Origin of the sequence: Agarivorans sp. 1_MG-2023 (assembly GCF_030548385.1) — a bacterium.
Classification (GTDB): Bacteria; Pseudomonadota; Gammaproteobacteria; order Enterobacterales; family Celerinatantimonadaceae; genus Agarivorans.
Genome location: NZ_JAUOSJ010000005.1, coordinates 101,438 through 114,862 on the forward strand (window position 1 = coordinate 101,438; position 13,425 = coordinate 114,862).

A 13,425-nucleotide genomic window follows, 5' to 3' on the forward strand; every position below is an offset into this window, starting at 1 on the left:
GCCTTGCCTAGTTCATGGCCAGTAATACCCGTTTGGTATTATCTAGCTGTTCAATACGGGCTTTAGCAATAGGCATAAAGCGTTGCTTTTGCTCACCTTTAAGTGGGGTAGAGGTAGGCAGCTTAACCGTACGCGGGTTTTTATGTACCCCATGTACCAAGAACTCATAGTGTAAGTGCGGGCCGGTTACTCGGCCTGTTGCACCTACGGTACCAATTTTCTTGCCCTGTTTTACTCGTTGGCCGGTTTTTACGTAACGTTTATGCAAGTGTAAGTACTTGGTGACATAAGCGCTGCTGTGCTGAATAAACACATAATTACCGTTGTATTTGCTGTAACCCGATTTGGTGACTCGGCCATCGCCAGCGGCTTGTACCGGCGTGCCCACTTTAGCGGCGTAATCGATGCCGTTATGAGCGCGTACTCGGCCGGTTACTGGGTGTAAGCGGCGAGGGTTAAAGCTAGAGCTTATGTATTTAAAGTTAACTGGAGCGCGTAAAAAGGCCTTACGCATTGGCCGGCCTTCAGGGGTGTAGTAATTGCCATCGTCGTGACGAACAGCTCGAAATACATCGCCTTGATTGATAAATTCAGCGGCAATGATATCGCCATTGCCGGCGTATTGGCCGTCTACGTATAGCTCTTCAAACAGCACCATAAAGCTGTCATTTTTGCGAATGTCTAAGGCAAAATCGATGTCCCAACCAAATACTGCGGCCAAGTCCATTATTTGGCCTTGGCTTAGCTCGGCGCTAATACCGGCATTCCAAAAACTTGAGTTAATGGTGCCACGAGCAAAGTTAGTTCTAGTTTCTAACTCTTGTGTATCAATGCGAGCGCTAAATTGGTCTTGTGAGTCACGTTCAATGATCAGAGTTTGATATTTCGATTGAGGGTAATGCAATTCGATAAGCTGATCGTTGTCATCGAGGTAAAAATCTAGGGTATCACCGGGGTGTACGGTACGTAATTTACGCGCTTCGCCGCCTAGTTGATCAATGTTGTGCAAGGTGCGGGCGCTTAACCCCACGCGGGAAAAGATTAACGCCATGCTATCGCCAGATTTTACTGTTTGGCGTTTAAGCGTATAAAAGTGCTCTTGTTCTAGTGGCGTTTGATCAGACTCAATGGCTAATTCTAAAGGGTAACGTACGCCTAAATGCAATTCGTTGCCTTGCTGAATTTGCTCAAGTACTGCAGCTGCATCATTTAAATCGACCTCACCGCCGCTTGAATCTTGCTCGATAACGGCCTTAGCGGTTGAAGGCGTACCTTGTTCTGATGCAAGGGTATGTGTTTCAGGGTTTGCCTCAGAGGCTGGTTCGTTTTTGACAAGCTCCGTGGCTGCAGCTTGGCTAGGTTGCGGAGTCTTTGCGACTGACTCCACTTCAGGCGATTTAGCACTAGGCTGTTGCTCCGCTTCTTTAAGTTGCTCTGCTACCTTGATTTGCTCAATAGACGGCTCAGCTTTGGTTTTAATTTGCGGCGTTAAGGGGTCAGCGCTTTGCGTATTAGTTGATGCTGCAGATAAGTCTATGCTTTGGCGCTGGCTGGCACTGGGAGAACTTTGCTCGCTAGGGAAAAGAAGAGCAGCCACTACTACAAGAAAGAGAATGATTAAGATTCGGCGGTGGCGTTTGGGTAATAAGCTTTGCAATCTACTTCCAACATACAAACAAGTGATTACGGCGATTGTAGCCAGATGCTGAGGAGAATGCCAGATTCTACATCGCAAGCCGTGAGCTATAAGGGATACAGCGCAGCGGGTGGCCAATTTGGCGCAGCTTGATAAGTACTGGTGCAATATCGATTTTAGTTACTTAACCCGCAGATTTATTAAGGAAAAGTCACTAAAGAATAAATGTTGGTGAATGATTAAACAGCAGCTCATTTCGCAAGATAAATAACCAAATACCTCTTTAGGGGTGGCAGTGTCTATCGAATGACCATGTGAATGCTAAATTAGCTCAAAGCTGGCACAAGAATTCCATTACTTATAACGAAGATTTTTCTTCACTCGTATATGCTCTCGTCCCACTCGGTTTATCTGAGTGGGTTTTTTTTCGGGTTTTATCTAGCATGCTACACAGTGTGTTTAGGCTTTCTAAGGTACGAAGAGTGAGGCGATGCGCCTTATCGGGATCTAGTTGGTAAATGTTGCTATGTTTTACCGCCTGCAATTGTGGCCATTTATCCCACGAATGAGTAAATTCCCACTGGGCAACAATAATGGCTTCAGGATCTGCACTTAATACCCACTCTTCAGATAGCAGCGGGTAAGGGGCAACGGCTTCGGCCATAATGTTTTCTCCGCCGCATAAGCGAATACCATCGTCTATCCAGCTTTTGGCAGAAATACTCCGTAATGGCTGGTACCACATTTGATAAAACACACTCACAGTGCGTTGCGATTGGTACTGTTGGGCTAGTTGTTCCAGTTGCTGCTCGGCATAGCGGCTAAGCCTTTGGCCTGTTTCTGGTTCGCCCAATATTTCGCCTAACGTGGCGAGTTGCTTGGGTAGCGTGGCGAGTTGCTTGGGCTGAGAGACAAATACGTCAATGTTCAAGGCCCTTAGCTTTTGCGCCAAACTTTCTTGGTTGCCTTGTTTCCACACCAACACTAAATCTGGTTTCAATGAAATAATGCTTTCTAAACTGATGTATTGATAATTGCCAATGCGTGGCAGGGCTTTAGCGGCTTCAGGGTAGTCTGCGTAATCCACCGTGGCAATCAGCCTATCGCCAGCGCCAAGGGCGTAAACTTGCTCGGTTAAATGTGGTGCTAAGGCAATAATACGTTGTGGTTTGGCGTGCAAGGTGGAACTAAAAAGCAAGCATACAGCCGCCAGGAATAGGGCTAAGTTTGCGACAGTAAAACGCTTATAAGTAGATAACACGAACAAGGTAAATTGGGCTTAAGATCAATAAGAACAGCAGCGCACTCATATTGAGTTTTAAGGCTAAGCGATCAAGCTCTGCTGCTTCTGGGTATTGCTTGGCGGGACCAAAGCGCGCTTGTTCTACTTTTTGCTGCTGATAGTGGCGCGGGCCGCCTAATTCACTTTGTAAGCTGCTAGCACTCACGCTAATTAACTTACCACTGGCGCTGTAAGGCCAGCGAAAACCTTGGCTTAAGGCTGCTTTGTTACGTGAAAGCTTGCCGTAAACACAAATAATTAGCGCCAATAACTGAAAAGGCAGCCAGCTCAGTGCCTGATAAAAGCGGCTGGCACTGTTGCCAAATTGGCGATACTGGGAGAGCTTTGGATTCCAGGCTAGGTGTAACTCACTAATTATTCTGTAGATTAAGGCTGGCACAATGCCACCCAACATAAACCAAAAAATCACGCCAAACCAATTGGCTGCCAACCTCAGTAGCAGCATTTCTGCCGAGGCCTTAGCAACACCTACTGCCGATAAGCCATCACAATCGCGTAATACCCAAGGCCTTAAAATGCCACGGGCTTGCTGATGTAGTTGCTTATTCAGTAGCAAGGTAATTCGATGAAAGCTATGCATAGGGGCTTGCCACTGTAATAAACACAGTAGCAATAGTGCGTCTAACAAGGCACTCAGAGGGTTAAGTTGATTGAATAAGGCAATGCCTAAGGCAAGAGGAGTTAACACCGTGAGCAAGGCAATAGCGCCCGCTAAACGTTGTTGTTTGGGGCCGTTGGTACTGCGATTGACTTTATTTGCTAGTTGTTCGCCAAACCAGCGAATCAATAACATTACCTGGCCAAATCCTCGACCAGGTAATAAACGTTCTAGGGCAATGCCCAACAACGGTAAACTTAGGCTTAACCACAGCCAGGAGTGTTCATCCATTATTTAGTGAGTTTCTCTAACATGGCCAATACCAATGCGGTTGAGTGTTTAGCGGCAGTTTCTAAAAACTCATCGAATGACGATGGTGATTCTTTACCTGCAATATCAGACAGCGAGCGAATCACCACAAAGGGAACATCGGCCAAATGACAAACTTGGGCAATTGCAGCGCCTTCCATTTCAACTGCTGCCATTTTTGGGAAGTCTGCACGAGCTTTGGCTACACGCTCTGGGTCGGCCATAAAGATATCGCCAGTACAAATCTGTCCGCGAACAATTTGGTGACCAGAAAGCTGAGTGGCGGCTTGTTCTGCTACCTCAATTAATTTCGCGTCGGCTTTATAGGCAGCTGGGTTAGCAGGGAGTTGCCCCATTTCATAGCTAAATGCAGTTAAGTCTACATCGTGGTAACGCAGTTCATCGGAAATAACTACGTCACCTACTTTTAATGAGGGGTCAAAGCCGCCAGCAGAACCAGTGTTAATCACTTGGGTTGGCTGGTAGCGTTGCAGTAATACGGTGGTGGCAATGGCGGCAGCTACTTTGCCAATACCTGAACGAGTTACAACCACCGGGTGCTGGTTTATTTCACCGCTGTAGAACTCACAACCAGCAAAACTATAGGTATCACAATTGTCGATCAATTCACGAAGTGCAACCACTTCTTGTTCCATAGCACCAATAATTGCTGTAGTCATAACCGTCTCTTTATCAAAAGGAAAAATCAGCGGAATATTACCACAAGCAGGGGTAAGGAACAGCTAGAGATCGCGCACAAATACGCGTTGTGATTTGCGCTGTTTAAAGCCAATGTGCTGATAAAATTGATTAGCTTGCTCACGAGTGGTGTCACAGCGTACTCGAATATCTCCAACGCCATGGCTGGCAGCCCAATGGCGACACTGTTTAACCAGTCTGCGGCCAATGCCTTGCTGCTGAGAGTCTTGATCAACCACCATACCGCCAATTTCGGCAAAGGGTAAAGAGCCTAAACGTAGAGCAATAAATACATGTATCCAGCCAACAATTTGCTCTTCTTCGTTTAAGTAAACAAAAGCTTGATGAGTGGAGTTTTCCAAAATACCGTGAATATTGGGTAATACAGTTTGCGCGGATGGATTGTAGCCTAGCTGTTTTGCTAGTCTCGCAATATCTGCCGCGTCCTCGATATGTACCGGACGAATCTGCATAGCATTCCTTAAAATGTGTTAAAACCAACCAATGGTTTTATACAACCATAGTTACCGACATAGGCAGTGAACTGCAAGCAGCTTAGGTAAGATTTATGACTTTTTTAAGACAAAAGGCAGGATTTTATTGAGTGTTTAGTCAGAATTGGCCTTGCTTCATCATTGGAACAGGCACTTAAACCTCTACGTTAATCGATTAAGGCATTCGAATATTATAAAGCTAGGGCGAATGGGTGCTAAGGCAGTTTGAGGAAAATGACCCAATATGAGGACTAATGCTTAGCTCTGCATCGGGCAAGTAACTCTAGATAGGCTAGATACAACATAACCAAGCCAAGAAAAAATCCAATATAGAGCATTGTTGATCCTCTTTATTTGGGGGCGTTATTGGTGGCCCATTATGGCCTTTAGCTAAAATGTTCTGTATACCGTGGTAACAGAGCAGCTCTAAGTTATATTCACTCAAAGCTGCTCTAATGCCTTCCTAAGGAAAGCTATTTTTATTTAGAGAAGTCTACGTAAAAGGTCTTCTTCTCTAGATATTGCTCGAAGCCATATTTGCCGTCTTCGCCACCAGATCCACTTAGCTTGTAACCATTGTGGAAGCCTTGATGTTGTTCTCCGTGGCCACGGTTTACGTAAATCTCACCACATTCCAAATCGTTGACTAAGTCCATCACCAGTTTGATTTTGTTGGTGAAGATCATTGCCGAAAGGCCATATTCAGAATCATTGGCGTAAGCAACAACTTGATCAAAATCGTCAAATTTGACCACCGGAAGAATAGGGCCGAAGATTTCCTCGTGTACCAAGCTCATATCTTGCGTTACGTTGGTAAATACGGTGGGTTCAAACCAGTAGCCTTTTTCAAACCCTGGGCCAGTTAAGCGTTTACCACCGCAGGCTAAAGTTGCACCTTCTTCTAAAGCTTTAGCAGTCATGGCTTCCATATTGGCCAACTCTTTAGCGCTGACTTTAGGACCCATGTCGCTATCTTCATGCATCGGATCGCCAACTATTATGGCTTTCACTTTGGCAACAAATTTTTCCATGAACTGATCGTAAATGGCTTGGTGTACATACAAACGCTCATTACAGGTACAAACTTGGCCACAGTTATCAAATTTTGAGCCTAGTGCAGCATCTACCGCGGCATCAATGTTGGCATCTTCCAATACAATAAATGGTGCTTTACCGCCCAGCTCTAACTGCACGTGAGCAAGGTTGTCAGACGCTGCACGCACAATGGCTTGGCCGGCAGGGGTGCTGCCGGTCATTGAAATCATACTGGTATTAGGGTGGCGAACTAAGGCATCTCCCAAGGTTCGGCCGGGGCCTGTAACCACGTTTAATAAACCCTTTGGTAATCCTGCTTTGTCTGCCAGCTTAGCCAGCTCAAGTGTGGCCAGTGGCGTCTCTGTGGTTGGTTTTACAATAATCGCGTTACCGGCTACCAAGGCCGGGCCAATTTTTCGCCCGGCCAAGGCTAGCGGGAAATTCCAAGCGGTAATGGCTACCACTACTCCACGCGGAACCTTGTGGATCCAAATATGCTCGTCCGGATTATCTGATTCAACAATGTCGCCTTCAATGTGGCGTGCCCATTCGCAGGCATATTCGATGAACGAGCAGGTTACATCTACTTCCATACGGGCGACTTTAAGTAGCTTACCTTGCTCGGTTACGAGTAACTTGGCTAGCTCATCGCGATGGGCTTTTATTTCAGCCACTAGATCTAACAGCTTTTCAGCACGTTTACGTGCCGGCAGTTTTCGCCATTGCTTTTGCGCTGCCACCGCTGCACTCATAGCGAGTTCTGCATCGGATTCATCGCCATTGGCGACGGTTGCAATCACTTCTTCAGTTGAAGGATTGATCACCTCAACACGCGCGCCAGAATTGGCGTCAAGCCAAGTCCCGTTAATGTACATCTGATAATTCTTCATGAACGACCTATTTATAAAAGGGATCTTTGGTTGAGCAGGTTTATCTGCCCAACCGCTAAGTTACTGAATAAATTTAAAGCTTTGATGTTCTGAACCGTCGCAGCTGCCTAATGACAGTTGCTTACCGTTTTTCTTCGATGCTTTTGCCATCTCTAAACATTCACCGGTGGCGAGATTTTTAATGCTGAACCATTGTTGCCCTTGGTTAGTGACTATCCAAGATTGAGCTGCAGACTGCGAATCGCAAGTTTGCTGACGCAGGTCTTGTTTCCCTTCGCGGGCTGCAACACAGTAGTTATTGGCTGCGTTGTTGATGCTTATTTGTTGGTCTTCTGCTGCTTGCTCAACAAAGTTGAATTTTTGTTGTTGGCTGCGATGATCGCAATAATTCTGACGATAGCGTCCCCCTTTTTCTGAACGCGGATTTCTAATCTCAAAACATTTGGTGCTATGTCGAAGACTTAAACCGGCCGCTTCGCTAGGTAAGGTGACTGGCGCTAATGCTTGATCGCCTTGTTTTGCCTTTACGGGACTGTACACACGAACCCAATCCACTAACATTTTGTTTTTGGTCTCATCGGCTAAATCTGCGTCGCTAGCAATGTGGCCAACACTAGAGCGCCAATCATGATCTTCCATATCAATGATCATAAACATTTCGCGGTCTAAACCGAGGTTTTCGGGATCTTTTAATGAGCTTTTGGTAAGGCGGCGCACTAAGCGACCATCGATATAAAACTCAACATTCCAAGGATCTATCCAATAGGCGCCAAAGCGATGAAAGTTGTCGCGGTAAGGCGCTTCTGTAGGCAGAAAGTGATGCTGCTGAGAGCCTACGTCTTTAATGATCAAGTTGCTTTCTTCATCGCGAATAAAGACATGATAGTTGGTATTTGCATGCCGAGAATGCTTGTGGTGATTGGCACGATCGCTACCGTATATTTCCAGAATATCCAGCTCTCGTTTGTCATCAGGGCTAAGTAACCAAAAGTTAGATGATAATACTTGGTTGGCTACTTTAACTTTTGCTTCCATATAAACAGGATAGATAATAGGCGTTTTTGAGGTTACTACGCCTAAGTGTACTTTATCGGTATTGGGTTTTCTGGCGGCTTTGATAACCAGTTTTCCATCTACAATATCAGAATGGGCCGAGCTCCATTCGGTTAAACCAGGGCCGGTCCAGGCATTGTGATAGTGATCATTCCATTTATCGCTAAATTGTTGGTTTTTACCCTGGTAATTAAAATCATCAGAGAAGGCTTCAACCAGTTCCCAAGTATTACCAAAGCCGGGATCGGCTGGCACTGGGTAGTCAGCCCAGTCTTTGGCTTGAACAGTAAACAATAAGCTGGTGGCGACAATTAAGGCGGTGTTTCTAAAAAGCATGTTGGCTCATACAGTTAAAATGTGTAAACCAATTCTGCCAGTTATTTGGCAATTAATCTGTAAACTGGTTAACATTTATTTTAATTGGTTGATCTATTTTGTGGTAGAACAGAAGAAGGTTTATGAAAAGATTGAAAGGTTATGCTTTTTGATAAACGCGAGATGTAAAAAAAGGCCAGCTATTACACATAGCTGGCCTTATCGTTTGTAGTTAGCGATTAACGGCTTAGTTAGCCCAAATCACCAAACCAAATAGTTTCTTACCGCGCTTAACTACTGAGTATTTACCGTAAAGAGCATCGCTGGCTTGCAAAGTAAGTTGTGGGTCGGTGAGCTTCTCACCGTTCACCGATACCGCGCCGTTACCAATAAACTCACGCGCCATTTTGTTTGATTTAGCTAAGTCAGCCATTGTAAGTAGCTCTACTAAACCAGCTTCGCTTTGTTCAAGCTTAGTACTTGGCAGGCCATCTTGAGCCAGTTGTTCTAGATCTGATTCGCTAAGAGAGGCTAAGTCACCAGAGAATAGGGCTTGAGTAATGCGCTCTGCAGAGGCTAAACCTTCTTCGCCGTGAACAATGCGAGTCACTTCTTTCGCCAATATGCCTTGGGCTTCTGGACGACCTTGAGCGGCTTTATCTCGCGCTTCAATTTCAGCAATCTCAGCAACATCAATAAAGGTGAAGTAGCGTAAGAATGAATACACGTCGGCATCAGCAGAGTTAATCCAGAATTGGTAAAACGCGTAAGGCGAGGTGCGTGCTGGGTCTAACCAAATAGTACCGGTTTCGGTTTTACCAAACTTGGTGCCGTCTGCTTTGGTCACTAGCGGCATGGTTAAGCCGTATACTTTGTTGCCGTACATGCGGCGCGCTAGGTCGATACCGCCGGTAATGTTACCCCATTGGTCAGAACCGCCAATTTGTAAGGTGGTGGCTTCTTTATCGCTTAGTTCTGCAAAGTCGTATGACTGAAGCAACATGTAGCTAAATTCGGTGAACGAAATACCCGATTCATCACGGTCGATACGCTGTTTCACCGATTCCTTTTTGATCATGGTATTTACACTGAAGTGCTTGCCCACGTTACGCATGAAGTCGATAACGTTAACTTTACCAATCCAATCTAGATTGTTGATCACTTTCGCTGAGTTAGCTTGCTCGCTAAATTCAATAAACTGGCTAACTTGCTTTTGTAACTTGCTTACCCAGTTAGTCACAATGTCGTCGCTATTTAGCTTACGCTCAGCCGCTTTAAAGCTTGGGTCGCCAATCAGACCAGTAGCACCGCCTACTAAGGCAAGCGGTTTGTGACCAGCAAGTTGGAAGCGCTTAAGCATCAATAAAGGGACTAGGCTGCCAATGTGTAGGCTGTCGGCTGTAGGGTCAAAACCACAATACAGGGTGCGGGCTCCACTAGAAAGGTGTTCGGCCAGTTCTTCATCGGCTGTGCATTGAGCAACTAAACCGCGCGCCTTAAGATCTTCTATTAATGGATTAACCGTTGTTGTCATAATTTAACCTGTTTGTATTTCTGTACCCTGATGGGCAATTAACAATTTTTGAGCCGAAGATTCTACACCTAAGTACTAGTTAAAAAAACTGCTTAGTAGACTTAAGCGCTTTTAAATGCTCGGCTTATTTGATTTTTCCACTGCTTAGCTCATCGGCTAAATCTAGCGGCGCAACAATGGTGCCTTCGCCAGCAAAGCTAGGTGCCACTGCTACGTCAAATCCATCGTTGGCCATGCCGGGTAGCCATTTTTCAGTTAAGTCACTCAAAGATATCGCTAAGGCGTTAAAGCTTGAATGATCTTTGCTGGCCCAGTGCTCGGCTAGCGCTTGTTCGCTCCATAGCAACAATACTTTCTCGTCACCGGTTTCAATGATTAGGCAGCCTTGTTCGTCGCTTAAGGTCCAAACTTGCTGGGTTTTACGGGCCTGTTCAATAAACTGCTGGTAACGCTGTTTAGTGGTGAGGCGACTGTTTTCTTCAACTGATGATGGGGTGCTCATGGGCAATCCTAAGTGCTAAATTGGCGGCGCGTAGTATAACAGCTTAGCGGCAGCAAAATAGTGCTTAAATCTTACCCTCTCTTGATCTAAAACGGCGCAGCTTAGCGGCCCACACAGTAGACTGGCGGCGGTTTTTTAAGGCTGGTTTCAGCGATTTTGAGTAAGTGGTTGTTGTGCAATTAGATTTATATGTAAACACTTTAGGGCGTCATCTTAAGCAACGCTTTGGTGGCAAGGTGCGTAAGTTAAGTGTGGATGGTGATTTTACCTGCCCTAATCGTGACGGCAGCATTGGCAAGGGTGGTTGCACTTTTTGCAACGTAGATGCTTTTGTTAAACCCGAACAGCAAATGATGCCAATTGGCGAGCAACTGGATGCGCGCAAAGCTGAGCTAAAGCATAAAGACATTCGTTATCTGGCTTATTTTCAAGCTTATACCAGCACTTATGCAGAAGTTGAATATTTGCGAAGCATGTATCAACAGGCTTTGGCTGACGACTCAGTGGTGGGCTTGTGCATTGGTACTCGACCTGACTGTGTGCCAGAAGCTGTACTGGAAATGCTGGCTGAATACCAAGCCCAAGGTAAAGAAGTTTGGCTAGAGCTGGGTGTGCAAACCGCACATGATGAGACCTTAAAGCGAATTAATCGAGGCCACGATTTTGCCGCGTTTCAACAAGCCGTAGCGCGCGCTCATCATCATGGCTTGAAAGTGTGCGCGCACCTTATTTTAGGGTTGCCGGGCGAAGGGCCTGAGCACTATATGCAGACCTTGAATGCAGTGCTGGATGAACAAATTGCTGGTATTAAGTTACACCCGCTACATGTTGTAGAGGGCAGCACTATGGCGAAAGCGTGGCGTGCTGGGCGTTTAACAACCTTGGGTCATCAAGAGTACATTGAGCAAGCCGTTCGTTTGATTCGCCATACACCTACCGATGTGGTTTACCATCGGGTCAGTGCGCATGCTCGTCCACCCATGTTACTCGCGCCAAGTTGGTGTGAAAACAAATGGTTAGCGCTAACCGACATTGCTAAAAAACTGGCCGCAGAAGGTTCACAAGGCAGTTCTCTTTAAGCAAATTTTTGTTCGTGAATGTGAGCTAATTACCTGTTTAGTAAATGATTATTTTCTTAAGTAATATAATCGGGTAAAGTAGCTGCGGTTGCAAAATATACGGACAATCAATGCAAGGAAGTTTTTATCCAGAAATCTGGATGCAAGCCACTATCGCCTTACTTAGCGTATTGCTGGTGGTGGTTATTGTTATGTGGGCACTGTCTCGCAGGAAGGTGTCTGCCCAGCGCGCTGCCATGGAAAAGTCACCCGCGGCTCAGTTAATTCTCGATCTTCATGCCAAACAAGTGAAGTTTGCCAATCCGCGTTTTTGCGAGTTGTTGTTACTCTCAAATAACGGCAATAATTGGCAGTTTTCCGATCCGGAACACCTAGAGCAGCTACTTGCCGTGATGCGGCCCTTTAAGGCTAAAGGCGACGTTGAAGGGGTGAACTGGCTAGTTACCTTAAACGACCAGCCTAAAGTATTGCTGCTTTATGCAGTGCTGCAACAGCATCAAGGTCGTGAAGTATGGTTTATTAATGCATACGAAAATGCTCAAGGATATTCTTACTTAAATCGAATTGAGCAAGAGCAAAAGCTGTTTGCTAACGTGCTTAACTCTATCCCCGAATTCATTTATTTTAAAGACGCAAACGAGCGCTTACTCGGTTGTAACCAAGCTTGGGCGGGTTTTCATGGCTTAAAACCCGGAGAGCTGGCCGGAAAGCGCTTGAGTGATTTTTTAACCCGTAACGAGTTAGAGCGTACTCAGCATTACGATCGACAAGTACTCGCTGGAGAACAATGCCAACACACCGAGTGGTTTAGTGCCCCCGATAGCCGACAAATCTTATTACAAAACCATGTTTATCCGCTGCGTAATCAACAAGACGAAGTGACCGGTGTGCTGAACGTTTCTTACGACGTGACTAAGTGGCATGAGTTAAACCGTAAGTTAGAACAAGAAAACCAAAACCGGGTGAGTTCAGAGCGGGAATTAGGGCGACAAAACAACCTGATTCGCACGGTATTTAATTCTACTCCCGATCCACTCGGCTTTATTGATGACAAAGGCCACTTTATTGGTGGTAATGAACCGTTCGCCAAAATGTTTAACTACACCAGTGACGATTTACTGGGTAAACACATTACCGAAGTGCTGAGCGAAGAACAGCTAGAGCAACACCAACACCAAAATAGCCAAATTTTGACAGATGGAAAACCAATCCGTTACGAAGAGTTGGTGTATCTAGATGATGGCCATCAAATTTGGTACGAGGTGATTAAAGGCCCTTACTTTGATGATGTGAGTGGCGAACGTGGGATTATCTTCATCACGCGTGATGTTACCGAGCGTAAAGCCACAGAGCAGCAACTGGCTGATGCGATTATGCAGTTGCAAGAATTAAGCTTTATCGACAGCCTAACTCAGGTGGCTAACCGCCGAAGTTTTGATGAAAAACTCAGCCAACTTTGGCTGACTCATCGCCGCGAGAACCTTGAGTTAAGTTTGCTATTACTTGATATCGATTGCTTCAAACAATACAACGATAATTATGGTCACCAGCAAGGTGATGAAGCGCTGCGCCAAGTAGCTAAACTGATTAGCCGCTCGGTAAAACGTGGCTCAGACTTAGTGGCGCGCTACGGCGGCGAAGAGTTTGCTATTTTATTGCCACACACCGGTGCCGAGGGAGCGAGAAACATCGCCGAAAATGTGCTTAAGTTTATGGCTGAAGCAAAAATCCCTCATGAGTATTCGGAAGCAAAAGAGATTGTTACCGTGAGCATAGGGGTGGCCACGGCAATACCTGAACAAGGTATGGATTATGGCGAGCTAGTAAGAGTGGCTGACTTGCAATTGTATCGGGCTAAACACCAAGGTAAGGCAAGGTATTGCAGCGTTGGAGACAGTTGCAGTGAGAGCTTACCCAACACTTAATCACTCACTTAGTCGCTGAAGTAACAAAGGCATTTCAAATAGAAATGCCTTTG

The 13,425-nt window shown here is 45.7% G+C and carries 11 protein-coding genes; 2 read left to right on the plus strand and 9 right to left on the minus strand.

The genetic code is table 11. From position 1 onward, the window contains the following. Positions 1–7 precede the first annotated feature (7 nt). The 9 genes from Q4592_RS08755 to Q4592_RS08795 all read right to left on the minus strand — a co-directional run bounded on the left by Q4592_RS08755 (position 8) and on the right by Q4592_RS08795 (position 10,368). Entirely contained in the window at positions 8–1,657 is a 1,650-nt protein-coding gene (locus Q4592_RS08755; protein ID WP_303512018.1) for a peptidoglycan DD-metalloendopeptidase family protein, read from the minus strand. Between the two features lie 337 nt (positions 1,658–1,994). Further along, positions 1,995–2,834 (minus strand): cobalamin-binding protein, encoded by an 840-nt coding sequence (locus Q4592_RS08760; RefSeq protein WP_303512020.1) that lies wholly within the window; start codon positions 2,832–2,834, stop codon positions 1,995–1,997. Positions 2,835–2,880: 46 nt separating this feature from the next. Then, positions 2,881–3,828 (minus strand): cobalamin biosynthesis protein, encoded by a 948-nt coding sequence (locus Q4592_RS08765; protein ID WP_303512021.1) that lies wholly within the window; start codon positions 3,826–3,828, stop codon positions 2,881–2,883. Beyond that, on the minus strand, positions 3,828–4,526 hold the full coding sequence (gene mtnN / locus Q4592_RS08770; protein ID WP_137673992.1) for a 5'-methylthioadenosine/S-adenosylhomocysteine nucleosidase: 699 nt from the start codon (positions 4,524–4,526) through the stop codon (positions 3,828–3,830). Before mtnN ends, Q4592_RS08765 begins: the two co-directional genes overlap by 1 nt. A 63-nt stretch (positions 4,527–4,589) precedes the next feature. Next, positions 4,590–5,018 (minus strand): GNAT family N-acetyltransferase, encoded by a 429-nt coding sequence (locus tag Q4592_RS08775; RefSeq protein WP_137673993.1) that lies wholly within the window; start codon positions 5,016–5,018, stop codon positions 4,590–4,592. Between the two features lie 500 nt (positions 5,019–5,518). Beyond that, positions 5,519–6,964 (minus strand): aldehyde dehydrogenase, encoded by a 1,446-nt coding sequence (gene aldA, locus Q4592_RS08780; RefSeq protein ID WP_303512024.1) that lies wholly within the window; start codon positions 6,962–6,964, stop codon positions 5,519–5,521. 60 nt (positions 6,965–7,024) lie between these two features. After that, positions 7,025–8,353, minus strand: coding sequence for an RICIN domain-containing protein (locus Q4592_RS08785; RefSeq protein ID WP_303512026.1), 1,329 nt, complete (start codon positions 8,351–8,353; stop codon positions 7,025–7,027). 226 nt (positions 8,354–8,579) lie between these two features. Next, complete coding sequence (gene tyrS, locus Q4592_RS08790) at positions 8,580–9,866, minus strand: tyrosine--tRNA ligase (protein ID WP_137673996.1); 1,287 nt, start codon at positions 9,864–9,866, stop codon at positions 8,580–8,582. 124 nt (positions 9,867–9,990) lie between these two features. Continuing rightward, the gene (locus Q4592_RS08795; RefSeq protein ID WP_303512028.1) at positions 9,991–10,368 is read right to left on the minus strand and encodes a DUF2750 domain-containing protein; all 378 of its coding nucleotides are present in this window, start codon (positions 10,366–10,368) and stop codon (positions 9,991–9,993) included. A gap of 173 nt (positions 10,369–10,541) precedes the next feature. On the opposite strand from Q4592_RS08795, the gene Q4592_RS08800 reads away from it, so the two are divergent. Together Q4592_RS08800 and Q4592_RS08805 are read left to right on the plus strand one after the other, a co-directional pair. Beyond that, positions 10,542–11,447: a TIGR01212 family radical SAM protein gene (locus tag Q4592_RS08800; protein WP_303512029.1), complete on the plus strand. Its 906-nt coding sequence runs from the start codon at positions 10,542–10,544 to the stop codon at positions 11,445–11,447. Between the two features lie 110 nt (positions 11,448–11,557). Next, positions 11,558–13,372, plus strand: a complete 1,815-nt coding sequence (locus Q4592_RS08805; RefSeq protein WP_303512030.1) for a diguanylate cyclase — start codon at positions 11,558–11,560, stop codon at positions 13,370–13,372. The last annotated feature ends 53 nt before the right edge of the window (positions 13,373–13,425 follow it).

Bases quoted from the DNA above. Each gene is read 5' to 3' on its own strand.
- Q4592_RS08765 (WP_303512021.1), bottom strand. From the start codon at position 3,828: ATGGATGAACACTCCTGGCTGTGGTTAAGCCTAAGTTTACCGTTGTTG.
- mtnN (WP_137673992.1), bottom strand. From the start codon at position 4,526: ATGACTACAGCAATTATTGGTGCTATGGAACAAGAAGTGGTTGCACTT.
- Q4592_RS08775 (WP_137673993.1), bottom strand. From the start codon at position 5,018: ATGCAGATTCGTCCGGTACATATCGAGGACGCGGCAGATATTGCGAGA.
- aldA (WP_303512024.1), bottom strand. From the start codon at position 6,964: ATGAAGAATTATCAGATGTACATTAACGGGACTTGGCTTGACGCCAAT.
- Q4592_RS08785 (WP_303512026.1), bottom strand. From the start codon at position 8,353: ATGCTTTTTAGAAACACCGCCTTAATTGTCGCCACCAGCTTATTGTTT.
- tyrS (WP_137673996.1), bottom strand. From the start codon at position 9,866: ATGACAACAACGGTTAATCCATTAATAGAAGATCTTAAGGCGCGCGGT.
- Q4592_RS08795 (WP_303512028.1), bottom strand. From the start codon at position 10,368: ATGAGCACCCCATCATCAGTTGAAGAAAACAGTCGCCTCACCACTAAA.
- Q4592_RS08805 (WP_303512030.1), top strand. From the start codon at position 11,558: ATGCAAGGAAGTTTTTATCCAGAAATCTGGATGCAAGCCACTATCGCC.